The sequence below is a fragment of the Streptomyces sp. NPDC048565 genome (genome assembly GCF_040650935.1).
GTDB lineage: Bacteria > Actinomycetota > Actinomycetes > Streptomycetales > Streptomycetaceae > Streptomyces.
The window spans coordinates 318,197-341,927 of sequence record NZ_JBEZIH010000001.1 but is presented as its reverse complement, the minus strand read 5'-3'; the positions used below and the strand labels follow the sequence as shown (position 1 = coordinate 341,927).

The 23,731-nt window shown below is 69.1% G+C and carries 22 protein-coding genes, 1 tRNA gene and 1 riboswitch; of the genes, 12 read left to right on the top strand and 11 right to left on the bottom strand.

Annotated features, from left to right (window positions below; all coding sequences use genetic code 11):
- Window positions 1–53 precede the first annotated feature (53 nt).
- Window positions 54–1,319 carry a PTS transporter subunit EIIC gene (locus AB0C75_RS01515; protein WP_362885924.1) on the bottom strand — a complete coding sequence of 422 codons (1,266 nt, stop codon included), beginning with the start codon at window positions 1,317–1,319 and terminating at the stop codon, window positions 54–56.
- A gap of 300 nt (window positions 1,320–1,619) precedes the next feature.
- Window positions 1,620–2,879, bottom strand: a complete 1,260-nt coding sequence (locus AB0C75_RS01510; protein WP_362885923.1) for a PTS transporter subunit EIIC — start codon at window positions 2,877–2,879, stop codon at window positions 1,620–1,622.
- Between the two features lie 204 nt (window positions 2,880–3,083).
- Here AB0C75_RS01510 and AB0C75_RS01505 point away from each other — a divergent pair, with 204 nt between their 5' ends.
- The 4 genes from AB0C75_RS01505 to rdgB all read left to right on the top strand — a co-directional run bounded on the left by AB0C75_RS01505 (window position 3,084) and on the right by rdgB (window position 5,349).
- A complete protein-coding gene (locus AB0C75_RS01505; protein ID WP_362886159.1) occupies window positions 3,084–3,332 on the top strand; it encodes a PTS glucose/sucrose transporter subunit IIB in 249 nt (82 codons plus the stop codon).
- A 167-nt stretch (window positions 3,333–3,499) separates the two neighbouring features.
- Window positions 3,500–4,237, top strand: a complete 738-nt coding sequence (gene rph / locus AB0C75_RS01500) for a ribonuclease PH (RefSeq protein ID WP_362885921.1) — start codon at window positions 3,500–3,502, stop codon at window positions 4,235–4,237.
- A gap of 101 nt (window positions 4,238–4,338) precedes the next feature.
- The gene (locus AB0C75_RS01495; RefSeq protein ID WP_362885919.1) at window positions 4,339–4,725 is read left to right on the top strand and encodes a hypothetical protein; all 387 of its coding nucleotides are present in this window, start codon (window positions 4,339–4,341) and stop codon (window positions 4,723–4,725) included.
- A 21-nt stretch (window positions 4,726–4,746) separates the two neighbouring features.
- A complete protein-coding gene (gene rdgB / locus AB0C75_RS01490; protein WP_362885917.1) occupies window positions 4,747–5,349 on the top strand; it encodes an RdgB/HAM1 family non-canonical purine NTP pyrophosphatase in 603 nt (200 codons plus the stop codon).
- A gap of 52 nt (window positions 5,350–5,401) precedes the next feature.
- Here the strand turns inward: rdgB and AB0C75_RS01485 are convergent.
- The 4 genes from AB0C75_RS01485 to bcp all read right to left on the bottom strand — a co-directional run bounded on the left by AB0C75_RS01485 (window position 5,402) and on the right by bcp (window position 9,201).
- Window positions 5,402–5,476, bottom strand: a tRNA-Leu gene (locus tag AB0C75_RS01485).
- The gene (locus AB0C75_RS01480) at window positions 5,454–6,329 is read right to left on the bottom strand and encodes an HNH endonuclease (protein WP_362885915.1); all 876 of its coding nucleotides are present in this window, start codon (window positions 6,327–6,329) and stop codon (window positions 5,454–5,456) included. Before AB0C75_RS01480 ends, AB0C75_RS01485 begins: the two co-directional genes overlap by 23 nt.
- Before the next feature lie 764 nt (window positions 6,330–7,093).
- Window positions 7,094–8,590, bottom strand: coding sequence for a glycine betaine/L-proline transporter ProP (proP, locus tag AB0C75_RS01475; protein WP_362885913.1), 1,497 nt, complete (start codon window positions 8,588–8,590; stop codon window positions 7,094–7,096).
- Window positions 8,591–8,733: 143 nt separating this feature from the next.
- Window positions 8,734–9,201, bottom strand: coding sequence for a thioredoxin-dependent thiol peroxidase (bcp, locus tag AB0C75_RS01470; RefSeq protein ID WP_362885911.1), 468 nt, complete (start codon window positions 9,199–9,201; stop codon window positions 8,734–8,736).
- 129 nt (window positions 9,202–9,330) lie between these two features.
- Between bcp and AB0C75_RS01465 the strand changes: the two genes are divergently transcribed.
- The 3 genes from AB0C75_RS01465 to AB0C75_RS01455 all read left to right on the top strand — a co-directional run bounded on the left by AB0C75_RS01465 (window position 9,331) and on the right by AB0C75_RS01455 (window position 10,572).
- Entirely contained in the window at window positions 9,331–9,678 is a 348-nt protein-coding gene (locus AB0C75_RS01465; protein ID WP_362885910.1) for a DUF3618 domain-containing protein, read from the top strand.
- A 76-nt stretch (window positions 9,679–9,754) separates the two neighbouring features.
- On the top strand, window positions 9,755–10,090 hold the full coding sequence (locus AB0C75_RS01460) for a co-chaperone GroES (protein WP_362886158.1): 336 nt from the start codon (window positions 9,755–9,757) through the stop codon (window positions 10,088–10,090).
- A gap of 59 nt (window positions 10,091–10,149) precedes the next feature.
- A riboswitch (guanidine-III (ykkC-III) riboswitch) is annotated at window positions 10,150–10,215 on the top strand.
- Between the two features lie 36 nt (window positions 10,216–10,251).
- Window positions 10,252–10,572, top strand: coding sequence for a multidrug efflux SMR transporter (locus AB0C75_RS01455; RefSeq protein ID WP_104786197.1), 321 nt, complete (start codon window positions 10,252–10,254; stop codon window positions 10,570–10,572).
- A 48-nt stretch (window positions 10,573–10,620) separates the two neighbouring features.
- Here AB0C75_RS01455 and asnB read toward each other — a convergent pair whose 3' ends face one another.
- Both asnB and AB0C75_RS01445 read right to left on the bottom strand, forming a co-directional pair.
- On the bottom strand, window positions 10,621–12,462 hold the full coding sequence (gene asnB, locus AB0C75_RS01450; protein WP_362885908.1) for an asparagine synthase (glutamine-hydrolyzing): 1,842 nt from the start codon (window positions 12,460–12,462) through the stop codon (window positions 10,621–10,623).
- 339 nt (window positions 12,463–12,801) lie between these two features.
- Window positions 12,802–15,222 (bottom strand): transglycosylase domain-containing protein, encoded by a 2,421-nt coding sequence (locus tag AB0C75_RS01445; protein ID WP_362885906.1) that lies wholly within the window; start codon window positions 15,220–15,222, stop codon window positions 12,802–12,804.
- A gap of 147 nt (window positions 15,223–15,369) precedes the next feature.
- Between AB0C75_RS01445 and AB0C75_RS01440 the strand changes: the two genes are divergently transcribed.
- The 4 genes from AB0C75_RS01440 (at window position 15,370) to AB0C75_RS01425 (ending at window position 18,778) form a co-directional block, all read left to right on the top strand.
- Window positions 15,370–16,170: an ABC-2 family transporter protein gene (locus AB0C75_RS01440; RefSeq protein ID WP_362885904.1), complete on the top strand. Its 801-nt coding sequence runs from the start codon at window positions 15,370–15,372 to the stop codon at window positions 16,168–16,170.
- Window positions 16,163–17,032 (top strand): ABC transporter permease, encoded by an 870-nt coding sequence (locus tag AB0C75_RS01435; protein WP_362885902.1) that lies wholly within the window; start codon window positions 16,163–16,165, stop codon window positions 17,030–17,032. The genes AB0C75_RS01440 and AB0C75_RS01435 overlap by 8 nt, the downstream gene beginning before the upstream one ends.
- Window positions 17,033–17,050: 18 nt before the next feature.
- Window positions 17,051–18,019, top strand: coding sequence for an ATP-binding cassette domain-containing protein (locus tag AB0C75_RS01430; RefSeq protein ID WP_362886156.1), 969 nt, complete (start codon window positions 17,051–17,053; stop codon window positions 18,017–18,019).
- 66 nt (window positions 18,020–18,085) lie between these two features.
- Complete coding sequence (locus tag AB0C75_RS01425; RefSeq protein ID WP_362886154.1) at window positions 18,086–18,778, top strand: DUF1707 domain-containing protein; 693 nt, start codon at window positions 18,086–18,088, stop codon at window positions 18,776–18,778.
- Between the two features lie 52 nt (window positions 18,779–18,830).
- Here AB0C75_RS01425 and AB0C75_RS01420 read toward each other — a convergent pair whose 3' ends face one another.
- Entirely contained in the window at window positions 18,831–20,093 is a 1,263-nt protein-coding gene (locus AB0C75_RS01420) for an SGNH/GDSL hydrolase family protein (protein ID WP_362885901.1), read from the bottom strand.
- Between the two features lie 165 nt (window positions 20,094–20,258).
- On the opposite strand from AB0C75_RS01420, the gene AB0C75_RS01415 reads away from it, so the two are divergent.
- A complete protein-coding gene (locus AB0C75_RS01415; RefSeq protein ID WP_362885899.1) occupies window positions 20,259–21,590 on the top strand; it encodes a DUF445 domain-containing protein in 1,332 nt (443 codons plus the stop codon).
- 123 nt (window positions 21,591–21,713) lie between these two features.
- On the opposite strand, the gene AB0C75_RS01410 is transcribed toward AB0C75_RS01415, so the two are convergent.
- The gene (locus AB0C75_RS01410; protein ID WP_362885897.1) at window positions 21,714–22,019 is read right to left on the bottom strand and encodes a hypothetical protein; all 306 of its coding nucleotides are present in this window, start codon (window positions 22,017–22,019) and stop codon (window positions 21,714–21,716) included.
- Between the two features lie 144 nt (window positions 22,020–22,163).
- Window positions 22,164–23,612 (bottom strand): argininosuccinate synthase, encoded by a 1,449-nt coding sequence (gene argG / locus AB0C75_RS01405; protein WP_362885896.1) that lies wholly within the window; start codon window positions 23,610–23,612, stop codon window positions 22,164–22,166.
- Between the last annotated feature and the right edge of the window lie 119 nt (window positions 23,613–23,731).

Below are 23,731 nucleotides of genomic sequence, written 5' to 3'. Positions count from 1 at the left end.
GATTCGCCGTGAGGGGGATGGGGCTTTCGTGTGTCGGGTGAAGCCGGGCCGTGCTACTTGGCCTCGGCCTTCAGGAGCTCGGCGAGCTCCTCGTCGGACTCGCGGCCCGGCGTCGGCAGATTGAACTTGGTGATCGCGAAGCGGAAGACCACGTAGTAGACCACTGCGAAGCACAGGCCGATCAGCACCAGCAGCCATGGCTTCGACGCGATGCCCAGGTTCAGCAGGAAGTCCACCAGGCCTGCGGAGAACCCGAAGCCGTCCTTCATGCCCAGCGCCCAGGTCAGGGCCATCGAGACACCCGTCAGCACCGCGTGGATCGCGTACAGCACCGGGGCGATGAACATGAACGTGAACTCGATCGGCTCGGTCACACCCGTGACGAACGAGGTCAGCGCGAGCGAGAACATCATGCCGCCGATGACCTTGCGGCGCTCCGGACGGGCGCAGTGGACGATCGCGAGGCAGGCCGCCGGGAGGGCGAACATCATGATCGGGAAGAAGCCGGTCATGAACTGGCCGGCGTTCGGGTCGCCGGCCAGGAAGCGGGCGATGTCACCGTGGGCGCCGTCGAAGTCGCCCGCCTGGAACCACGGGAAGGAGTTCAGGAGGTGGTGCATGCCGACCGGGATCAGCGCACGGTTGGCGACGCCGAAGATGCCCGCGCCGAAGGCGCCTGAACCGACCAGCCACTCACCGAAGTTGTGCAGGCCGGTGCCGAGCACCGGCCAGATGAGACCGAAGACGATACCGATGACCAGGCCCGAGAAGGCGGAGAGGATCGGGACCAGGCGACGGCCGCTGAAGAAGCCCGCCCAGTCGGGCAGCTTCGTCCGGTAGAACCGCTGGTACAGCAGGGCCACGACCACGCCCATCACGACACCGCCGAGCACACCCGCGTCGACCGGGGCGTCGCTCATGACTATCTTGCCGTCGACGACGCTCGCGACCTGCGGCAGGTTGCCGTCGGTGAAGGTGGCGAGCACCTGCTGGAAGACCAGGTAGCCGGTGACCGCGGCGAGTGCCGTCGAGCCGTCCGACTTCTTGGCGAAGCCGATGGCGATACCGACGGCGAACAGCAGGGCCATGTTGTCGAGGATGGCGCCACCGCCGGCCGCCATGTAGCCGGCCAGCTTCGTGATCACGGTGGGGAACGACTCGCGGCCGAGCATGTCGGCATTGCCGAGCCGGACCAGCAGTGCGGCCGCGGGCAGGACCGCGACCGGCAGCATGAGGCTGCGGCCGATGCGCTGCATGACAGCCATCACGCCGGCGCCCCGCCTCTTTGCGGGGGCCGCCGGAGCGGTGTCCGTACTCATCAACTTCCTCCAGTTGGCAAGGCGCCGCCGGGGACAGGTGATGGGGGGCGGCGACTCGAGGAACGCGGCGGCAGGAACGGCCGCGTGGTCTGGACCACTGAGTGGTGTAGACCAGTTTTAGCACGGTGTGGGTGGGATAAGGAACCTGCGATCCCGCCCTGTTTGCGATGTAGTTCCGCAACCACCCTGGGTGACACGGCGAAGGCCCCCGGACCGTGGGGTCCGAGGGCCGTGCGCGGGGCCGGGAGGGGCTGGCGGAGGGGTCGGCAGGGGGCCGGGAGACCCTGCGGGAGGGGGGGCCTACCTGGTGAGGTCCTCCTCGGTCTTCTCCTCTTCCTCCACGGGCTCGCGCCCGGGAGTCTGGAGGTTGAACTTGGTGATCGCGAACCGGAAGATCACGTAATACACCACGGCGAAGCACAGCCCGATCGGGATGATCAGCCAAGGTTTCGTGTCCAGATGCCAGTTGACGACGTAGTCGATCAGCCCCGCCGAGAAGCTGAACCCCGCGTGCACGCCCAGCGCCCAGGTGACCCCCATCGAGACGCCGGTCAGGATCGCGTGCACGCCGTACAGCAGCGGAGCGACGAACATGAACGAGAACTCCAGCGGCTCCGTCACACCCGTCACGAAGGAAGTCAGCGCCACGGACACCATCAGGCCCGTCACCTCCTTGCGCCGCTCCGGCCGCGCGGTGTGAGCGATGGCCAGGGCCGCGGCGGGCAGACCGAACATCATGATGGGGAAGAAACCCGAGGTGAACTGCCCCGCCGACGGGTCCTCCGCGAAGAAGCGGGAGATGTCGCCCTGCACGGTCTTGCCGTCGCCACCGGTGAAGTCGCCCGCCTGGAACCAGAAGAACGTGTTCAGGAACTGATGCATGCCGATCGGGATCAGCAGTCGGTTCGCGAAGCCGAAGATGGCGGCGCCCCACGCGCCGAGGTCGATCAGATGCTTCGAGAACCAGGTCAGCGCGTCGCCGACGGGCTGCCACAGCAGGCCGAACAGCACGCCCAGGATCACGCAGAGGAACGCCATCAGGATCGGCACCAGCCGGCGCCCGTTGAAGAAGCCCAGCCAGTCCACCAGTTTCGTGCGGTGGAACCGCTGCCACACGATCGCGGTGAGCAGGCCGATGAGGATGCCGCCCAGGACGCCCGGGTTCTGCGGCTCACCGTCGGGGACGGCCTCCGTCACGGTGCCGTCGACGGGGAACGCCGTCAGCACCCCCCGGTAGACGAGGAAGCCGACGACGGCGGCCAGCGCCGTCGAGCCGTCCGCCTTCTTCGCGAATCCGATCGCGACGCCGATGCAGAACAACAGGGGTAGTCCTACGGTGCCGTCCAGGATGGCGTTCCCGCCGTTGAGCAGGACCTTGGACGTCTTGTTCCAGAAGGCGCCGCCCAGGTAGGAGTCGAAGAGGTTGCCGAGGCTGACGAGGAGGCCCGCCGCGGGCAGTACGGCCACCGGTAGCTGCAGACTGCGTCCGACCTTCTGCAGGCCCTGGACCGGTCCGTTCCACCACTTCCGCTGGGGCTGCGTGGCCGCGTTCGCGCTCATCGGCATCCTCCCGGAACACGCCTGGGTTGGCGGTCGTTGCAAACTGGTGTAGACCAGTCGCGGTACGGTGCGGAACCCCGCAGAAGGCAGGGCGCCGGTGATCGTCATCATTGGGGACTGCACGGTTACTCGCCCGTGAAGTTGGGCCAACCGTGCGTTACCGTGACGAAACGGACCCACGGTGGGCCGCCCACGCACGCACAGATCAGGGAGAAGGACATGGCCAGCAAGGCTGAGAAGATCGTCGCCGGGCTCGGCGGTATCGAGAACATCGACGAGATCGAAGGCTGCATCACCCGCCTTCGCACCGAGGTCCACGACCCCAGCAAGGTCGACGAAGCCGCACTCAAGGCCGCCGGAGCGCACGGCGTCGTCAAGATGGGCTCCGCGATCCAGGTCGTCATCGGCACCGATGCCGACCCCATCGCCGCCGACATCGAAGACATGATGTGACGTCGACCGTGACCGTGGCCGGCTGACCCGCCCCACCCGGGTCCGCCCGCAGGCCCCGCTCCCCGCGCCTCCCCGGCCAGGAGCGGGGCCTGCGTCGCTCGAAGCCTCCCGAGGCCCCCGGGGACACCCGAACGGACCCGGCCGCCCCAGCCGATAGGCTCGACGCCATGTCTCGTATCGACGGCCGCACCCCCGAACAGCTCCGCCCCGTCACCATCGAACGCGGATGGAGCAAGCACGCCGAAGGCTCCGTACTCATCTCCTTCGGTGACACCAAGGTCTTCTGCACCGCCTCCGTCACCGAAGGCGTCCCGCGCTGGCGCAAGGGCAGCGGCGAAGGCTGGGTCACCGCCGAATACTCCATGCTGCCCCGCTCCACCAACACCCGCGGCGACCGCGAATCCGTACGCGGCAAGATCGGCGGCCGCACCCACGAGATCAGCCGCCTCATCGGCCGCTCCCTGCGCGCCGTGATCGACTACAAGGCCCTCGGCGAGAACACCATCGTCCTGGACTGCGACGTCCTCCAGGCCGACGGCGGCACCCGCACCGCCGCCATCACCGGCGCCTACGTCGCCCTCGCCGACGCCATCGCCTGGGCCCAGGGCAAGAAGATCGTCAAGCACGGCCGCAAGCCCCTCACCGGCACCGTCGCCGCGGTCAGCGTCGGCATCGTCGACGGCCTCCCCCTCCTCGACCTCTGTTACGAGGAGGACGTCCGCGCCGACACCGACATGAACGTCGTCTGCACCGGCGACGGCCGCTTCGTCGAGGTCCAGGGCACCGCCGAAGCCGAACCCTTCGACCGCGCCGAACTGAACGCCCTGCTCGACCTCGCCACCGCCGGCTGCACCGACCTGGCCAAACTCCAGGAGGAGGCACTCGCCCGCACGCTCGGCGAGTAAAGAAGCAACCAAATGCGCAGCGCACAGCGTCGTGACGAGTACGGGCGCACGGGTCGAACCGTGCGCCCGTCCACGTATCCGCCCCGGGGAGGGACCGCGCCATGGCCTCGCGCCGCCACAGCACCGCACTCGTCGTCACGACCACCCTGCTGACACTCACCGCCGCCGTCGGCTGCGGCGCCGTCGACAAGGCCCTGGACTGCGTCCGCACCGCCGACGCCATCGCCACCAGCGTCAACAGCCTCCAGCAGGCGATATCCGACGCCTCCAACGACCCGACACAGGCCTCCGAGTCCCTGGACCAGATCGACGAGGAGCTCAAGGACCTCGGCGACACCACGGACAACGCGGACCTCGACAAGGCCGTCGACGGCCTCCAGGCAGGCGTCACCAACGTCCGCGACTCCATCGACAAGGGCGACGCCACCCCCGACATCACGCCGGTGACCGACGCCGCCACCGAGATCGGCAAGGTCTGCAGCCCGTGACCCGGCGGCGATAATCGACGCATGACGCGCCTGATCCTCGCCACCCGCAACGCCGGGAAAATCACCGAACTCCACGCGATCCTCGCCGACGCGGGGCTGCCTCACGACCTCGTCGGCGCGGACGCCCACCCCGACATCCCCGACGTCAAGGAAACCGGCGTCACCTTCGCCGAGAACGCCCTTCTCAAGGCGCACGCCCTGGCCCGGGCCACCGGCCACCCGGCCATCGCCGACGACAGCGGCCTGTGCGTCGATGTACTCGGCGGAGCCCCCGGCATCTTCTCGGCCCGCTGGGCCGGCACCCACGGCGACGACCGGGCCAACCTGGACCTGCTCCTCGCCCAGCTCGGCGACATCTCCGCCCCCCACCGCGGCGCCCACTTCGCCTGCGCCGCGGCGCTGGCCCTCCCGGACGGCACGGAACGCGTGGTCGAGGGCCGCCTCACGGGCACCCTGCGCCACGCCCCGGCCGGCGAGCACGGCTTCGGCTACGACCCGATCCTCGAACCGGCCGGCGAGACCCGCACCTGCGCGGAGCTGACCCCGGCGGAGAAGAACGCGATCAGCCACCGGGGCAAGGCGTTCCGCGCGCTGGTGCCGGTGGTGCGGGAGCTGGTGGGGTGACAGGGATGAGGCCTTCACCTTCGATATGAAGGTGAAGGCCTCGTTTGACCTGTGGGCCCGGTGGGATTTGAACCCACGACACACCGGTTCTAAGCCGGCGCCCTCTAGCCTGCTGGGGTACGGGCCCGCGCGTCACTACTGTACTGGGTGCGGCTGCGCCGCTTGGAAAAGGTTTTGGTCTGGCTATGGCATGACGGACACAGGTAGCGCAGATTCTCGCGGCGATTGTCTAGATGGTCACCATTGACGTGATCGATCTCCAGCACTAGGCGCCTGCCCTGCCAGGTGTCACCGATGCCACACGCGGTACATGCGCGCGGAACACCCAAGTCGTCGAGTGCGCGGCGCAGGAGAGTGGTCCGGGTTCGCGCGGAGCCGGACTCCATGCGCTGGAGGATCTCTGATACGGCTCTGCGGTGAGGCGAGGCGGCGCCCCGCGTGTGGCCCTGCCCGGTGAAGTGGGCAGTCGAGAGGCCGTATGTGTCGAGGCTCCGTTTCAGGCGAGTTCGCGCGGCGCCGTTGTCTGCATGGCCGAGAAGTTTCAGTACCCCGGCCATGCTCTTGGACTCAGCGACGGCAGAGGCCAGTTCGTGGGAGGGCATGGCAGGTGAGCCGTACCTGCGGCCGCTGGTGAAGTGCGACGTGTCGATCCCAAGGCGGTCGAGCCTCTTCCTGATGTAACCGTAGGGGCCGTCATCGGGCGGGATTCCCATGTACTCCAACACTTCTCGGATGCTGTGCGAACGGCTCGCGGCTTCCTCGAGGAGTTCCTTCGTGTACGACCGCTTCTCTCGTTGCGGAAGAGGGGTGTCCACGAAGTGGGAGGTGTCGATGCCATAGTGCTTCAGCCGATCGCGCACGTAGCGGAGAGGCCTGCTGCCCAGCGGGGTGCCCAATCGATCGAGCAGGTCGACGAGGCTGGCGGAAACGGCTGCGGTCCGGGCCAGCAAATCGCGGGGGTATTTGTTCTGATTGTTCATGTGATCCGCCGCCGTGTGCGTCCACGATAAGTGTCGGTGACCGCGTGGCAGTTGGGGCAGAGGAGGCGCAAATTGGCTGGGCGGTTGTCCCACCATTCACCACTGGCGTGGTCGACCTCGAGCCGTAGCGGCCTACCGTTCCACTCCGTGCCGTTGCCACACATGGCGCACGACTCGGGGACACCTGTTAGGAGCAGGGCCCGGCTTAGCCGCTCGCCCGAAATCCTGCCGTCCGACGGGGTGCGCAGAGCCAGGAGGCTGCCCAAGGTGCCCTTTGGCCGCCCTCGGGGGGCGCGCAAGAAGTGCGACGTGTCGATGCCGAGGGTGGCTAGCCGGCGGCCGATGTGCGCCTGGTTACCTCCAACCGGATTGATGCCCAGTCGGCGGACAACTTCCGCCACGCTCTTGGAGCGATCGACCAACTCGCGCAGCCTCTCCTCAGTGTGGCGCACCCTTGTGTCGACGAAGTGCGAGATGTCGATCTCCGCCTCGGACATTTTGGACCGCAGGTAGCTCCTGCTCCCCGGCGTCGGTGTACCGCCGCACCACCGCACCGCGTCGTTGCAATTGGCCGTCTCGCGCGCTGCCTCTTCGAGCAACTCGCGGGTGTACCTCACCGCCATGGCCTCTCCGCATCCGGCCGCGTGTTCGCGGCCTCGTACGGAGCAACGAACCGTTTATCGGATGGTCACGTCCGTCATGCGATGAGATGCGGAAGGGCCCGTACCGCTTTGTGGCGGTACGGGCCCTTCGGGCGGGGTGCGTCAGAACTTGGGGTCCGGGCTCTGGGCCTGGACCAGTTCGGCGGCTTCTTCTTCCGTCTCGACCGAGGGCGGGGAGCCGGCCAGGGGCTGGTTGGCGGTCTCCTTCATGCAGGCCACCGCGATCACGCCGACCAGGGCCGCCGCCATCGCGTAGTACGCCGGCATGAGGTTCGTGCCGCTCCAGCTGATCAGGGCGGTGATCACCAGCGGGGTCGTGCCGCCGAAGATCGAGGCCGAGAGGTTGTAGCCGACCGACAGGGAGCCGTAGCGGACGTTGGTCGGGAACAGCGCCGGGAGGGCGGCGGACATCGTGCCCAGCATGCAGACCAGGGAGAGACCCAGCATCAGCATGCCGATCGTGATCGCCGGGATGCTGCCCTGGCGGATCAGGAGGAAGGCCGGGAGCGAGAGGACGAGGAAGCCCACCATGCCGGTCATCAGTATCGGCTTGCGGCCGAAGCGGTCGGAGAGCTTGCCGAACTGGCTGATGATCAGCATCAGGAACACCATGACGGCGAGCAGGATGAGCAGCCCGTGCGTCTCGCTGTAGCCGAGCTCGTCCGAGAGGTACGTCGGCATGTACGACAGCAGCATGTAGTCGGTGATGTTGTACGCGCCGACCAGGGCGATGCAGAGGATCAGCGTCGGCCAGTACTGACGGAAGATCTTGGCGAGGTCGCCCTTGGCGGTGGACTCGACGTGGTCGGCGGCCTCCGAGGCGTGGGCCGTGCCGCCCTCCAGCTTCTGGAAGGCGGGCGTCTCGTCCAGGCGCAGTCGCAGGTAGAGGCCTACGAGGCCGAGCGGGCCCGCGACGAGGAACGGGATGCGCCAGCCCCAGGACTCCATCTGGCCGGTGTCCAGGAGGGCGTACAGCAGGGTGACGAGTCCGGCGGCGCCGACGTAGCCGGCCAGGGTGCCGAATTCCAGGAAGCTGCCGAAGAAGCCGCGGCGCTTGTCGGGGGCGTACTCGGCGATGAAGGTCGAGGCGCCGCCGTACTCGCCGCCGGTGGAGAAGCCCTGGAGCATCCGGAAGAAGATCAGCAGGACCGCTGCCCAGACGCCGATGGTGCCGTGGGAGGGGATGAGTCCGATCGCGAAGGTGCCGACCGCCATGAGGATCATGGTGAGGGCCAGGACCTTCTTACGGCCGATCTTGTCACCCATCGGGCCGAAGAACATGCCGCCGAGCGGCCGGACCAGGAAGGCCACGGCGAAGGTCGCGAACGACGAGAGGAGCTGGGTGGTGTCGTTTCCCGAGGGGAAGAAGACATGCCCGATGGTGACGGCCAGGTAGGAGTAGATACCGAAGTCGAACCACTCCATGGCGTTACCGAGCGACGCCGCCTTCACCGCCCGCTTGACCGCCTGGTCGTCGGTGATGGTGATGTCGGTCCGACGGAGCCGGGGGTTCTGGCGCTTCCGGATGGCGCGGAAGAGCGCGGGGTGGCGTTTGACCGCATCAGGGTCGGCCGCCTGGTGGGGGTCGGGGGCCGCCATAGCCGGTTCCTTTCGTCGAACGGTGGTGTCGAACGGTGTTCCAGGAAGGGCTTCTGCGCAGTCATGGCGGTTGCAAACCGAATCGGCACAGGAATGCGATCTCGGTCACATCTTTTTCGGCCGAGACCCCCACGAAGCGGAGGTCAGATGCCGAGGTCCTTGATGATCTTGGCGACGTGGCCGGTCGCCTTGACGTTGTAGAGGGCCTTCTCCACCTTGCCCTCTTCGTCGACCACAATCGTGGAACGGATCACTCCCGTCACCACTTTGCCGTAGAGCTTCTTCTCTCCGAACGCGCCGTACGCCTCGAGGGTCTCCTTGGAGGGGTCGCCGACCAGAGTGACCTTGAGGTTCTCCTTCTCGCGGAACTTCGCGAGTTTCTCGGGCCTGTCGGGCGACACGCCGATGACGTCGTACCCGGCTTCCGCGAGGAGGTCCAGGTTGTCCGTGAAGTCGCAGGCCTGCTTGGTGCAGCCGGGGGTGAGCGCGGCGGGGTAGAAGTAGACGATGACCTTGCGGCCCTTGTGGTCCGCGAGCGAGACCTCGTTGCCGTCGGCGTCCGGAAGGGTGAAGGCGGGGGCGGTGTCGCCGGTCTGCAGTCGCTCGCTCATGTTTCTCCTCGAGTGGCACGCGGGCTGTGTGGCACCGAGCGTAATAGGGGGTGCCGCCGGGTGCGGGGGCGCCTGAGCTGACAGACTGTCGATGACGGCTTACCCGACGACGACCACGGAGGCGGCGCAGTGTCGGATATCAGGACCCCTGCGCAGATCGAGGCGGACATCATCAGCAGGCGTGAGCAGCTTGCGGTGGTGCTGGACGAGATCGGGGTGCGGGTGCACCCGAAGACGATGATCGGTGACGCGAAGGCGAAGGTCGCGTCGACGGTGGACCGGACGGCCGGACGCGCGTTCGTCGCGGTGAACCGTTCGGTTTCGGATGTGAAGGCGCAGTTCGTGGCGGAGGACGGTTCGCCGCGGCTGGAGCGGGTGATTCCGGCGGCGCTGGTGCTGGCCGGTGCGGTGGCGTTGCTGACGGTGTCCTCGCGGTCCTCGCGGTCTTCCAGGTCAGGGCGGCGCAAGAGGCGCTGAGGCCCGGTTCCGGGCGGCCCTGGGGCGTGGGGAGCGGCTCGGGGCAGGTAGGTTTCTGCGCGTGAGCGACAACGGTATGAGCACCACCGACGACAAGCTGCCGATCCGGATGCTGCACGACCGTGTGCTGGTCCGGTCCGATTCGCCCGAGGGCGAGAGGCGCTCGGGCGGCGGCATCCTGATTCCCGCGACGGCGGCGGTCGGCCGGCGCCTGGCGTGGGCCGAGGTGGTCGCGGTCGGGCAGAACGTGCGCACCGTGGAGCCGGGGGACCGGGTGCTGTACGACCCCGAGGACCGTGCCGAGGTCGAGGTGCGGGGTGTGGGGTACGTGCTGATGCGCGAGCGGGATCTGCACGCGGTGGCCGCGGACCGGTTCGAGGGGTCGGTGGATTCGACCGGGCTGTATCTGTAGGCAGCGGGCAGGTGTGGGTGAGTGGGCCTGGTGACCGTTGTCACCAGGCCTTTCGGCTGTTCGTTGCTAGGCTGGTGTGACCCCGACGAGACGCGCCGTACCGGGTTCCGCAAAGACGACGCACCCGTGTTGTTCGCGTGTTTCGTCGTGGAGGTGCCGTCATGGCGTGGGTTCTGCTGGTCGTCGCCGGTCTGCTGGAAGTGGGCTGGTCGATCGGGATGAAGTACACCGAGGGGTTCACCCGCTTGTGGCCGAGTGTGTTCACCGGCCTGGGGATCGTGGCCAGCATGATGCTGCTGTCGCAGGCGGCGAAGACGCTGCCGATCGGTACGGCGTACGGCGTGTGGGTGGGTATCGGTGCGGCCGGGGCGGCGGTCCTCGGCATGGTGGTGCTGCACGAGCCGGTGACCGCCGCCCGCATCTTCTTCGTCTGTCTGCTGCTGGTGGCCGTGGTGGGGCTGAAGGCTACGTCCGGGCACTGAGGGATCGAGGGCTGTCCCGGGCGGGCGTGGTCGGGCCGGGCGGGCCCGTCAGGACAGGACCAGCTCGGGGGAGTACATGTCGAGCCAGATGGCGAGGTCCAGGGTGCGTTCCAGGCCGCGTCGCGACGCCTGGGTGATCTGCGGGGTGTCCCGGTTCGCGGCCTGTTCGACGCGTGCGGGGTCCACGATCTCGAAGACCCGGTGCGAGGGCCGGGACAGCAGGTCCTTGGCGTGGTCCTGGAGCGCCAGGGCGTACTTGGGGTCCTGGGTGGAGGGGTAGGGGCTCTTGACCCTGTCGTACACCGAGCGTGGCAGGACGTCGGCGGTGGCTTCGCGCAGCAGGCTCTTCTCGCGGCCGTCGAAGGACTTCAGCGCCCAGGGCGTGTTGTAGACGTACTCGACGAGCCGGTGGTCGCAGAACGGCACGCGCACTTCGAGGCCGACGGCCATGCTCGCCCGGTCCTTGCGGTCCAGCAGTACGCGCACGAAGCGGGTGAGGTGCTGGTGGCTGATCTTGCGCATCGTGTACTCGAAGTCGCTCTCGCCGTCGAGCCGTTGGATGCCGGAGACCGCGTCGCGGTAGCTGTCCGCGACGTACGAGGTGAGGTCGAGGCCGGTGGTGAGGTCCGGGCGGAGTACGTCGGCGTCCTCGCCGAAGTGCCGGCTGAGCTGGGCCAGCCAGGGGAAGGTCCGGGACTTGCGGGCCTCCTCGTCGAAGAACTGGAGGTAGCCGCCGAAGACCTCGTCGGCGGACTCGCCCGACAGTGCGACCGTGGATTGTTCGCGGATCGACTTGAAGAGCAGGTAGAGCGAGGCGTCCATGTCGCCGAAGCCCGCGGGGATGTCGCGGGCGCGGATCACCTTGGAGCGCACTTCGGGGTCGGCGAGGGAGTTCGAGTCGAGGACTATGTCGCGGTGGTCGGTGCCGGCTGTGCGTGCCACGTCATGGACGAAGGGTGTGTCCGGGGTGCCGCGGAGTTCGTCGGCGAGGAAGTTCTCGGTCTGTCCGACGAAGTCGACGGCGAAGCTGCGGACGGTCTCGCCGGTTTCGCCGAGCTGACGGGCGGCCAGTGCGGTCATCGCGGAGGAGTCGAGTCCTCCCGAGAGCAGGGTGCAGCGGGGTACGTCCGAGACGAGCTGGCGGCGCACGATGTCGTCGAGGAGTGAGCGGACGGTGGCGATGGTGGTTTCGCGGTCGTCCGTGTGCGGCCGGGTCTCCAACTGCCAGTACACGTGGCGGCGCAGACCGCCGCGGTCGACGGTGACGACGGTGCCGGGTTCGACCTCGTGCATGCCGTCCCACACCGCATGGCCGGGAGTCTTCACGAAAGTGAACAGTTCGCGGAGGCCGTCGAGGGTGACGCGGGGTTTGGCGAGGGGGTTGGCGAGTATGGCCTTGGGTTCGGACCCGAAGACGACTCCGTCGGGTGTCTCGTAGTAGTAGAAGGGCTTGATGCCCATGCGGTCGCGGATCATCACGAGCTTGTCGTGACGGGCGTCCCAGACGGCGAAGGCGTACATGCCGTTGAGGCGTTCGGCGACGGCCTCGCCCCATTCCACGTAGCCGCGCAGCACGACCTCCGTGTCGGAGTCGGTGCGGAACCGGTGGCCTCGTCGTGCGAGTTCCTGCCGGAGTTCGGTGTAGTTGTACGTCTCGCCGGAGTAGACCATGGCCACGGCACCCTGAGGGGTGTCGACGGTCATGGGCTGCTGTCCGCCCGGCAGGTCGATGATGGCCAGCCTGCGGTGGCCGAGTCCGGCGGGTCCGCTGATCCAGGTTCCGCGGTCGTCCGGGCCGCGGCAGGACATCGTCTCTGTCATCGCGTCGAGTGTCTCGGCCGAGGCCCGCAGGTCACGGTCGAAGGAGATCCAGCCGGTGATGCCGCACATCCGGTATTCCTCCTGCTTCCGGTCGCCGTCCGGCCCCCGGACCGTCGCTCCCGGCGTGAGTGCCGGGGCAGGGCGGGCAGGCGGGCCGGAACAGAACCAGTTGTATCCAGCACCTATGTCATGAGCCTGTGACATGGCGCGGCCCGGGTCAACCAGGCCGTGACACGCAGGGGGAGAGCGGCCCGCGATTTTCGGACGCACACGGTGCGGTCCTTTGCGAACACATGCCCACGCGGGGCCCACCCCCGCCCGGGAGTGGGCTCCGGGGGGCGCGGGGACAGGCAAGGATCCAGCCACGGGCAAAGCTTTGACCAATCGGGCCGGGCCGTATGCGATCGGTCAGCGCACCGTGCCGCCCGTGCTGTCCCTGGCGTCCGTGTCGCGTCGGTCGAGCGGGCGTCCGTCCGCGGTTTCGCGGGCGGCCGGGGTGTGCGAGGGCGCGGCGGCGGCCGGGCCGTGCGAGGACGCGGCGGGGGTGGCGGTGCGGGGTGCCCCCGCGGCGGGTGAGGCCTCGGAGGGGACTTCCGGCGCGCGGGAGCGGTTGCCGTCCGGCTTCCTGCTGGAATCGCCGGTGCCGGGCTTCTTGCCGGCTCCGCCGTCCCTCGGCGACTTGGTGCCTCCGGCCCGCTCGGTGTCCTCGGGCTCGTCGCTCCCCTCCGGGTCGGGCTCCTCGGGGCCTTCGTCGGCCTCCAGGTCGAAGTCCTGCACCTTGCTGCCCTGGAGTGCGGCCCTGGTGTAGGCGGCCCAGGTCTCGGCGGGCGCGCCGCCGCCGTTCGTACGGGCCAGGCCCAGTGCGCCGTACAGGGGCTTGTGCATGCCGGTCTTCGGGTCCTGGCCCATGACGGCGATGACGGTGGCGAGGTCGGGGGTGTAGCCGGCGAACCAGGCGGCCTGGTCCTCCTCCGCGGTGCCTGTCTTGCCCGCCGCCGGGCGGCCCGCGGCCTTCGCCGCGGTACCGGTGCCGCCGTCGACGACGCTGCGCAGGACGGAGGTGGTGGTGTCGGCGGCCTCGCGGCTGATGGCCCGGTGGGTGTTCCTGGTGGGGAGGTCGAGCTCCTCGGCGTTCTTGCTGATCTTGGACACGAGGCTGTGGGGGCGCTGTCTGCCGTGGTCGGCGAGGGTGGCGTAGGCCGATGCCATGTCGACGACGCTGGCGGTGGCGGGGCCGAGCGCGATGGAGGGGGTGGCGGTGAGGTCCGGGGTGTCCTGGGGGATGCCGAGGGCGACCGCGGTGTCCTTGACCTCCTGGGGGCCGACGTCCTGGGCCATCTGTGCGTAGACGGCGTTGACGGACTTGTCGGTGGCTTCGCGGACGGTGATGGACTTGTAGTCGACGTCGTCCTCGTTGGCGGGGGCGTAGCCGGTGGATCCTGTGGCGCTCTGGACGGTGCGTTTGTTGGTGCCGTCGTAGCGGGTGTTGGGGGTGATCGCCTTGTCCTTCTGGGTGGTGGACCCGTTGGCCAGGGCGGCGGCGAGCACGAACGGCTTGAAGGTGGATCCGACCTGGTAGTCGCGGCGGGTGGCGTTGTTGACGTACTGCTTCGTGTAGTCGATCCCGCCGTAGAGGGCGACGACGTGGCCGGTGGCGGGGTCGACGGAGGCGCCGCCGGCGCGGACGTTGCGGTCGGCGTCGCGGTCGTCGCTGGTCTTGGACATGACGTTGTCCTTGACGGCTTCGACGAGCGCGTCCTGCTTCTTCTTCTGGAGTGTGGTGGTGATGCGGTAGCCGCCGGTGGAGAGGGTCTTCTCGTCGAGGATCTTGTTGGCGGCGAGGTAGGAGTCGACGGCCTGGACGATGTAGCCGCGCTGGCCGGAGAGTGCGGTGGCGGGCTTGGCCTTGCCGGGGACGGGGAAGGTCATGGTGTCGCGGTCGGTGTCGCTGAGCCAGTGGTGGGCGACCATGCCGTCGAGTACGTAGTTCCAGCGGGCGAGGACGGCCTTCTTGTTCTCGGGGTGGGCGACGACGTCGTAGGAGCTGGGGGCGTTGAGCAGGGAGGCGAGATAGGCGCCCTCACCGGCGTCCAGGTCGTCGACGTCCTTGTCGTAGTAGGCGTGCGAGGCGGCCTGGATGCCGTAGGCGTTGCGGCCGAAGTAGCTGGTGTTGAGGTAGCCCTCAAGGATCTCGTCCTTGCTCTGCTCGCGGTCGAGCTTGATGGAGATGAAGAATTCCTTGGCCTTGCGGACGACGGTCTGCTCCTGGCCGAGGTAGTAGTTCTTGACGTACTGCTGGGTGATGGTGGAGCCGCCCTGCCGTCCCTTGCCGGTGGCGGTGTTCCAGCCGGCGCGGAGGGTCGCCTTGATGTCGATGGCGTCCTCGGAGTAGAAGTCCCGGTCCTCGGCGGCGAGTACGGCGTGCTGGATGGTGCGGGGGATGCGGCTGAGGGGGATGTTCTCGCGGTTGATCTCGCCGTCGCGGGCGATGACGGTCCCGTCCTCGTACAGATAGACGTTGGACTGGGCGGTCGCGGTGGCGTTGGCCGCGGGGATGTCGACGATCTGGTAGCCGGCGATGAATCCGCCGACGAGGAGCAGGGCGAAGAGGAGCATGCCGCCGAGGGACATGCGCCAGGTGGGGACGGCTCGGCGCCAGCCGGTGCGCTTGGGCCGCTTGGGGCGTTTTTTGCGCCCCTTGGCGTTTTCTGCGCTGTTCGGGTGACCGGGTTCGGAGGCGGGGGCCGCGGCCGAGGCGTCTCGGGGGGCCCAGCCCTCGGAGCTGGGCTGAGCAGGGGCTCCGTCGTGCTGCGGTGTCTCGTCGCTCATGGCTGTGGAGGCTCCTCGACTGCGGATGATTTTCCTATAGTGCACTTTTCGGGCGGATAACCCTCGGATCCCTCCACGGAAATGGGGTCGCGGCGGCGGAACGCGGTCGATTAGAGTCGTGCGCTTTGGCGGAAAAGGGGGAGCGAGGTGCGGCTCTATGCCGTGGTGGCGGCCGGTGGGTTCCGGCGGTATGCCACCTACCGGATGGCGACGCTCGCGGGGGTGTTCACCAACACCGTCTTCGGATTCATCCTGGCCTACACCTACATAGCCCTGTGGGACGAGCGTCCGCAGCTCGGCGGCTACGACATGTCGCAGGCGCTGACCTATGTGTGGCTGGGTCAGGCCCTGCTGATGACCTGCGCGATGATGGGCGGCGGCTTCGAGGACGAGCTGATGGAGCGCATCCGTACGGGTGACATCGCGGTCGACCTGTACCGGCCCGTGGACCTGCAGCTGTGGTGGCTGGCCGGGGACCTGGGCCGGGCCGCGTTCCATCTGCTGGGGCGTGGGATCGTGCCGATGGTGCTGGGGGGCCTCGCCTTCGATCTGGCGATGCCGGGTTCACCCTGGCGATGGCTGGCGTTCCTGGTGTCGGTGGGGCTCGGGGTCGTGGTGAGTTTCGCGGTGCGCTTCCTGGTGTCGCTGTCGGCCTTCTGGCTGCTGGACGGGGCGGGGGCGATGCAGATCGCCTGGCTGGCCGGGCTGTTCTTCTCCGGGATGCTGCTGCCGCTGACGCTCTTCCCCGGGCTGCTGGGGCAGGTGGCGCGGGCCCTGCCGTGGTCGTCGCTGCTCCAGGTGCCCGCCGATGTGTTCCTCGGCAGGTATGAGGGCTGGGAGCTGCTTCAGGCGTACGCGTTCCAGGCCGGCTGGGCGGTGGTGCTGCTGCTCGCGGGCCGGCTGCTGCAGTCGGTGGCGACCAGGAGGGTGGTGGTCCAGGGTGGCTGAGGTCCGGACAGGGCGGACGCGGGAGCCGCAGGCGATCGTGTTCGCCGAGCGGTCGCGGCTGGTCGAGGGGGTGCGGGCGTACGGGCTGATCGTGGCGATGTGGCTGCGCTCGACGATGGCGTACCGCGCGTCGTTCGTGATGACGGCCGTCGGGAACTTCGTGGCGACGGGGTTCGACTTCGTCACGATCATGCTGATGTTCTCGCACGTCGACGCGCTCGGCGGGTTCACCCTGCCGGAGGTCGCGTTGCTGTACGGGACGTCGACGGTCGCGTTCGGGCTGACCGATCTGGTGCTGGGTTCGATGGACCGGCTGGGACGGCGGGTGCGCGACGGGACGCTGGACACGCTGCTGGTGCGGCCCGTCCCGGTCCTGGCGCAGGTGGCGGCGGACCGGTTCGCGCTCCGCAGGCTCGGGCGGATCACGCAGGGCGTGCTGGTCCTGGGCTACGCGCTGACGACGGTGGACATCGCGTGGACTCCGGTCAAGGTGCTGATGCTGCCGATGATGGTGCTGAGCGGGGCGGCCATCTTCGGGGCGGTGTTCGTGGTGGGCGCGGCGTTCCAGTTCTACGCCCAGGACGCGTCGGAGGTGCAGAGCGCGTTCACGTACGGGGGGACGACGTTGTTGCAGTACCCGCCGGGGATCTTCGCGAAGGACCTGGTGCGCGGGGTGACGTTCGTGGTGCCGCTGGCTTTCGTGAGCTGGCTGCCGGCCCTGTATCTGCTGGACCGGGACTATCCGGTCGATCTGCCCCGGTGGGTGGCGTTCCTGCCGCCGGTGGTGGCCGTGGGCTGCTGGGTGCTCGCGGGGCTGGCGTGGCGGACGGGGCTGCGGGCTTACCGCAGTACGGGAAACTGAGGAGTGGGCGTGGACGGGATGGACTTCATCGAGCTCGACGGCGTCGAGAAGGTCTTCGACGTGCGCCGGAGGACGGGCCTGCTGCGCCGTGAGCGGCGGGAGGTGCGCGCGGTGGACGGCATCAGCTTCCGGGTGCCGCGCGGCGAGATGGTCGGCTACATCGGCCCGAACGGGGCGGGCAAGTCGACGACGATCAAGATGCTGACGGGCATTCTCACCCCGAGCGGTGGCCGGCTGCGGGTCGCGGGCATCGACCCTTCCCGGGAGCGTACGAAGCTGGCGCACCGGATCGGTGTGGTGTTCGGGCAGCGGACGACGCTGTGGTGGGACCTGCCGTTGCGGGACTCGTACCGGTTGATGCACCGGATGTACCGGATCCCCGACCGCCGCTACCGGGAGAATCTGGACCGCTGCGTCGAACTCCTGGACCTGGGAGCGCTGTTGGACGTGCCGGTGCGTCAGCTGTCGCTGGGGCAGCGGATGCGGGGTGACATCGCGGCGGCGCTGCTGCACGACCCCGAGGTGCTGTATCTGGACGAGCCGACGATCGGGCTCGATGTGATCTCCAAGGCGAAGGTGCGGGAGTTCCTGCGGGACCTGAACGCCGAGCGGTCCACGACGGTGCTGCTCACCACGCACGATCTGACCGACATCGAGCAGCTGTGCAAACGGGTGATGGTGATCGACCACGGCCGGCTGGTGTACGACGGCGATCTCTCCGGTCTGCACGAGGTGGGGGAGAGCGAACGCACGCTCGTCGTGGACCTGGAGCGTGAGCTGCCGCCGATCGAGCTGGGCTCGGAGCCCTCGGTGCGGGTGGTGAAGGTGGAGGGGCCCCGGCAGTGGCTGGCGTTCCCGGCGGCGGCGTCGGCGGCGCCGCTGGTGGCGCGGGTCGCGGCGGACTATCCGTTGGTGGACCTGTCGGTGCGGGAGCCGGACATCGAGTCCGTGATCGCGAAGATGTACGCGTCGGATTCTGTTGCCTAGGCGAGGCCCTGGGCCGGTCCCGGTGTTGCTCTATAGGGTGCCGGTATGACAAGTGAAAGCCCGGACATGCGTGCCTCCGACGCGGAACGTGAGCGGGTCGCGGAGACCCTGCGGGAGGCCGTGGCCGAGGGCCGGTTGGAGATGGACGAGTTCGAGCAGCGGCTCGATGCGACATACAAGGCGCGCACCCACGGGGAGTTGGTGCCGCTCGTACGGGATCTTCCGGCGCCCGGTGAGGCCGCCCGGCCGGTGACCGGTGCGGTGGCCCCGCGGAAGGGGGCGTCCGCGAACTGGCCGGCGCGGATCGGGGGCGAGGCCACCTCGTCGGGTGCGTTCGCCTTCTGGGGCGGCTTCAGCCGCAAGGGCCGCTGGACGGTGGCGTCGAGGTTCACCGCGTTCGCGATGTGGGGCGGTGGCGAGATCGATCTGCGCGAGGCCCACTTCGCGGAGCGCGAGGTCGTGATCCGCTGCTTCACGATCATGGGCGGTATGCAGGTGACGGTGCCGCCGGACCTCGATGTCCAGGTCAGCGGTCTCGGCATCATGGGTGGTTTCGGTGAGCACTCCAAGCTCGACGACGAGCCGGAGCCCGCTCCGGGCTCCCCGCGGGTGAAGGTCACCGGGTTCGCGCTGATGGGCGGGGTCGGTGTGGAGCGGAAGCGGAGCAAGGCGGAGAAGCGGCGGCTGCGGGAGCAGCAGGAGGAGCGGCTGCGGCTGCGGAAGCCGGACACGGGGGACGGGCGCAAGGAGCTCGGCTGAGCGGGGGCATGCGTCCTGCCCGCCGTGCCGGTCCGGCCGTGCGTGCGGTGGGTCAGAAGGCGTCGGCCTTGGGGGAGCCGTCCACCGCGCCGAGGTCGATGGTCCGGCCCAGCACGCGGTAGCCGGCGTCGTTGAAGTGCAGCCGGTCGCCCGAGTCGTACTCGGGCAGGATCCGGTTGGGCGCGTAGGGGTCGCGTACGGCCCGGTCGAAGTCGATGAACCCGTCGAAGACCCGGCCGGAGCGGATCTCCTTGTTGACCGCCAGCCGCACGTCGTTGCGTTCGGGTGTCCAGGTGGCGTAGCCCTGGAACGGCGTCAGCGTCGCTCCGACGACCCGCAGTCCCTTCTCGTGCGCGCGCTCGGTGAGGGCACGCAGCCCGGCCGTGATGCGCCGGGGGTCGGGCTCCTGGGGGGACTGCTGCACGTCGTTGATGCCGAGCGCGATGATCACGGTCTTCGCCCCGGCGACGGTCAGGACGTCGCGCTCGAAGCGGTGGGTGGCGCTCCGGCCGCCGAAGTTCTTCACGCCGCTCACGGTGAGGGGGCTGTCGAGCAGCAGGCGGTTGCCCGCTATGCCCTGGTTGGCTATCCCGTAGGTGTGCCGCAGCCGGTCGGAGAGCACGTCCGTCCAGCGGGTGTTGGCGTCGGTCGTGGAGCCGCTGCCCGCCGTGAGGGAGTCGCCGATCACGACGATCGCGCCGGGTGAGGCCTCGTTGCGTACGTCGACGGCCGTCAGGTAGCGCCACCGGGTGGTGCTCCAGGTGCCCCGGTCGTCGGCCAGGTAGGAGGTCTGGTGGGTGCCGGGGTGCTGGGTGACGGCTCCGGTGGCCCCCGGGGTGCGGAAGGCCACCTCCAGGTCGGCGTCGGGGACGACGGGCACCACGACCGGGTCGCTGACGACCTGGAGTCCCGCGGCGACGGTGACGGTGGGCCGGCCGCCGAAGGTGACCGGGCGGGTGTTGACGGTGGCCTGGTCGATGACGAGCGGTACGGAGCCGAAGAGGTTGGACAGGGTGATGCGGGCGGCGTCCCCGCCGACGCTGGTGTGCACGACGTTACGGACGGTGCTGCCGGGGTAGCCCTGTCCGGCATCCGGCTCCGCGCTGACGGGTGCAGCGGTCCAGGTGGCGACCCAGGCGTCGGTGGAGTTGGCCGCCGCGGCGGGGTTGCGGGCCGCCGCGTGAGGCCTGGACCCGCCGAGCGGCGCCTGCGGCTGCTCGGCGATCAGGGACGTCCCGAACGCGATGGCGGCGCAGAGCGCGGCGGTGCCTGCTACGAGGGCGATGAGCAGGGCATACCCCTGGCGCCTGGGCATCGGTGGTGAGTCTCCTTGCGGCGTTCGTCGCGGTGTGCGTCGCGGTGTTCGGGTCGCTCTCATGATGAGGCACCCACCGGGGAACTCGATGTGCGGCCCGGGAGTAGGTGAGGCAGGGACAATGTGTACGGCACGGAGTGATGCGTACGGGGACAGGTGGAGCGGATGGAACAGGACGCGGGACAGGCAACGGCATCAGGGCCCCAGGAGCCGGGGGCCGGGCCGGGGCTTGGCGGGTTCGCGTACACCGCCGCCGATGAGGAGAAACAGCGCGGTGTGCGCCGTATGAAGACCACCGCCACAGGTCTGCTCCTGCTCGTCGCGCTCGTGTACGTCCTCGCCACCTGGGCGAAGAACTCGGGTGTGGGCGGCTGGCCGGGCTACGTCGCAGCGGCTGCCGAGGCGGGGATGGTCGGTGCGCTGGCGGACTGGTTCGCCGTCACGGCGCTCTTCCGGCGCCCGCTCGGTCTCCCCATTCCCCACACCGCCATCATCCCCACCAAGAAGGACCAGTTGGGGACGTCACTCGGTTCCTTCGTGGGCGAGAATTTTCTCTCCGGGGACGTCGTTCGTGACCGAATTCACGCTCTGGGTGTCGGTTCGCGGCTCGGTACGTGGCTGGCGGACCCGGAACACGCGGACCGGGTCACCGCCGAGCTGGCCACCGCGCTGCGCGGTGCGCTGAAGGTGCTGCGGGACTCCGATGTGCAGGCGGTCGTCGGGGAGGCCATCACCCGGCGGGCCGACGCGGCGGAAGTGGGCCCGGGGATAGGCAAGATGCTGGACAAGATCGTTTCGGACGGCGGACACCGCAGGGTCGTCGACCTCGTCTGCGTACGGGCGCACGACTGGCTGGTCCTGCACGGTGAGTCCGTGATGGACGCGGTGCAGGGCGGGGCGCCCGGCTGGACGCCGCGGTTCGTCGACAAGCGGGTGGGGGAGCGGGTCTACAAGGAGCTGCTGCGCTTCATCACGGAGATGCGGGACATGCCGGACCATCCGGCGCGCGGTTCGATCGACACGTTCCTGACGGACTTCGCAGCCGACCTCCAGTCGGACACGGACACCCGTGCCAGGGTGGAGCGGCTGAAGTCGGAGATCCTGGGGCGCGGTGAGGTCCAGGACGTCATCGCCTCCGCCTGGTCCTCGGTCCGCGCGATGATCATCGCGGCGGCCGAGGACGAGCGGAGCGAGCTGCGGATGCGGGCCAGGGCCTCGCTGATGTCCCTGGGCGCCAGGCTGTCCACGGACGAGCGGCTCCAGGCGAAGCTGGAGGGCTGGCTGGAGGACGCGGCGGCGTATGTCGTCACGACGTACCGCACGGAGATCACCTCGCTGATCAGCGACACGGTGGCCGGCTGGGACGCGGACCAGACGTCGAAGAAGATCGAGGCGCACATCGGCCGTGACCTTCAGTTCATCCGGATCAACGGCACCGTGGTGGGTGCGCTGGCGGGCCTGGCGATCTTCTCCGTGTCACACGCGCTGGGAGGCTGACCGGAGACGTGCCCGTCCTTCTCCACGGGCACGCCCCCGGGTCACGCGGGGAGTTGCACTTCAGTACGCACCCGCGCGGCCCCGGTGTTCAATCCCCCGGGCCGGACTTTCTGCACGCGTCGTTCAGCGGGCGCTCATCCGGGTGACCGCCCACGAGGCGGCTGCGACGCCGCCCGCCACGGTGAACACCGCGGGCCAGGCGCCGACCTTCTTGGCCAGCGGGTGCGAGCCGGCGAAGGCCGCGACATAGGCGACGGTCAGTCCGGTGGCCGCGCGGGCCCCGGCCTGCCGGTTCCATTCGTACGCCGCCACCGACCCGGCGGCGGCGAGTGCGACGCCGCCCAGCGGGCGCTTCCTGGTCCAGCGGGCGATTCCGTACCCGCCGACGAGTCCGCCCGCCGCCACTGCCGCTGCCGGGATCTTCGCCATTGCCGCCACCTTCGCTTCCTGCGTGTCCGCCGGCGTATCCGCCGTGAACCCGAGGATAAGGGGCCCCGCCGGCCGACCCGTCAGCCGGTCGACCCGTCAGCCGGCCGACCCGTCAGCCGGTCGGCCGGGCGGCTGGTCGGCCCGTCAGTCGGTGCCGGACTCCATCGCGGCGCGGTCCAGCAGCTCGTCGTCGGCGGAGACCTCGCCGCGCGAGGCGATGGCCTGGGCGCCGCCCTCGGGCATGGCGCCGATCAGCCCGGTCGCCGCCGCCTGCGCGGCGCCGATCAGCGAGGGCTGGGTGGTGCCGACGAGGCCGAGGCCCGCGAACTGTTCGAGCCTGGCGCGCGAGTCCGCGATGTCGAGGTTGCGCATGGTGAGCTGGCCGATGCGGTCCACGGGGCCGAACGCCGAGTCCTCGGTGCGCTCCATCGACAGCTTGTCCGGGTGGTAGCTGAAGGCGGGGCCCGTGGTGTTCAGGATCGAGTAGTCCTCACCGCGCCGCAGCCGCAGCGTGACCTCGCCGGTGACGGCCGAGCCGACCCAGCGCTGGAGCGACTCGCGGACCATCAGTGCCTGCGGGTCGAGCCAGCGGCCCTCGTACATCAGCCGGCCGAGGCGCCGGCCCTCGTTGTGGTAGTGCGCGAGGGTGTCCTCGTTGTGGATGGCGTTGACGAGGCGCTCGTAGGCGGCGTGCAGGAGTGCCAGCCCCGGCGCCTCGTAGATGCCGCGGCTCTTCGCCTCGATGATGCGGTTCTCGATCTGGTCCGACATGCCGAGGCCGTGCCGGCCTCCGACCGCGTTGGCCTCCATCACCAGGTCGACCGGGGTGGCGAACGTCTTGCCGTTGATCGTCACCGGGCGGCCCTGGTCGAAGCCGATGGTGACGTCCTCGGTGGCGATCTCGACCGAGGGGTCCCAGAACCGGACTCCCATGATCGGGTCGACGGTCTCCACGCCCGTGTCGAGGTGCTCCAGCGTCTTCGCCTCGTGGGTGGCGCCCCAGATGTTGGCGTCGGTGGAGTACGCCTTCTCGGTGCTGTCGCGGTAGGGCAGGCCGTGGGCGACCAGCCACTCCGACATCTCCTTGCGGCCGCCCAGCTCGGTGACGAAGTCGGCGTCGAGCCACGGCTTGTAGATGCGCAGGTGGGGGTTGGCGAGGAGGCCGTAGCGGTAGAACCGCTCGATGTCGTTGCCCTTGAAGGTGGAGCCGTCGCCCCAGATCTGCACGTTGTCCTCGAGCATCGCCCGGACCAGCAGGGTGCCCGTGACGGCGCGGCCGAGCGGCGTGGTGTTGAAGTACGCACGGCCGCCCGAGCGGATGTGGAACGCGCCGCAGGCCAGCGCGGCCAGGCCCTCCTCGACCAGTGCCGCCCGGCAGTCGACCAGGCGCGCGATCTCGGCGCCGTAGGCCTTCGCGCGGCCGGGCACCGACGCGATGTCGGGCTCGTCGTACTGGCCGATGTCGGCGGTGTAGGTGCACGGGACGGCACCCTTGTCGCGCATCCACGCGACCGCGACGGAGGTGTCGAGGCCGCCCGAGAAAGCGATGCCGACGCGCTCGCCGGTGGGCAGGGAGGTGAGAACCTTAGACATAGGAAGAGTATGCACTCGATTGTATGTATATGCAAATGACGGTGGGGTGCCTGGTCAGGCCGGACTTGAGCCTCGCACCACCGGAGGGGTGCACAAGCGTTTACCCTGGGGGGTGAACG

Coding starts and splice junctions, on each gene's coding strand:
- AB0C75_RS01425 (WP_362886154.1), top strand. CDS start 18,086: ATGCGTGCCTCCGACGCGGAACGTGAGCGGGTCGCGGAGACCCTGCGG.
- bcp (WP_362885911.1), bottom strand. CDS start 9,201: ATGAGCGAGCGACTGCAGACCGGCGACACCGCCCCCGCCTTCACCCTT.
- rph (WP_362885921.1), top strand. CDS start 3,500: ATGTCTCGTATCGACGGCCGCACCCCCGAACAGCTCCGCCCCGTCACC.
- AB0C75_RS01410 (WP_362885897.1), bottom strand. CDS start 22,019: ATGGCGAAGATCCCGGCAGCGGCAGTGGCGGCGGGCGGACTCGTCGGC.
- AB0C75_RS01510 (WP_362885923.1), bottom strand. CDS start 2,879: ATGAGCGCGAACGCGGCCACGCAGCCCCAGCGGAAGTGGTGGAACGGA.
- rdgB (WP_362885917.1), top strand. CDS start 4,747: ATGACGCGCCTGATCCTCGCCACCCGCAACGCCGGGAAAATCACCGAA.
- AB0C75_RS01415 (WP_362885899.1), top strand. CDS start 20,259: ATGGAACAGGACGCGGGACAGGCAACGGCATCAGGGCCCCAGGAGCCG.
- proP (WP_362885913.1), bottom strand. CDS start 8,590: ATGGCGGCCCCCGACCCCCACCAGGCGGCCGACCCTGATGCGGTCAAA.
- AB0C75_RS01480 (WP_362885915.1), bottom strand. CDS start 6,329: ATGAACAATCAGAACAAATACCCCCGCGATTTGCTGGCCCGGACCGCA.
- AB0C75_RS01515 (WP_362885924.1), bottom strand. CDS start 1,319: ATGAGTACGGACACCGCTCCGGCGGCCCCCGCAAAGAGGCGGGGCGCC.
- AB0C75_RS01445 (WP_362885906.1), bottom strand. CDS start 15,222: ATGAGCGACGAGACACCGCAGCACGACGGAGCCCCTGCTCAGCCCAGC.
- asnB (WP_362885908.1), bottom strand. CDS start 12,462: ATGTGCGGCATCACCGGCTGGATCTCCTTCGACCGTGACCTGCGGGCC.
- AB0C75_RS01460 (WP_362886158.1), top strand. CDS start 9,755: ATGAGCACCACCGACGACAAGCTGCCGATCCGGATGCTGCACGACCGT.
- argG (WP_362885896.1), bottom strand. CDS start 23,612: ATGTCTAAGGTTCTCACCTCCCTGCCCACCGGCGAGCGCGTCGGCATC.
- AB0C75_RS01495 (WP_362885919.1), top strand. CDS start 4,339: ATGGCCTCGCGCCGCCACAGCACCGCACTCGTCGTCACGACCACCCTG.
- AB0C75_RS01455 (WP_104786197.1), top strand. CDS start 10,252: ATGGCGTGGGTTCTGCTGGTCGTCGCCGGTCTGCTGGAAGTGGGCTGG.
- AB0C75_RS01430 (WP_362886156.1), top strand. CDS start 17,051: ATGGACTTCATCGAGCTCGACGGCGTCGAGAAGGTCTTCGACGTGCGC.
- AB0C75_RS01420 (WP_362885901.1), bottom strand. CDS start 20,093: ATGCCCAGGCGCCAGGGGTATGCCCTGCTCATCGCCCTCGTAGCAGGC.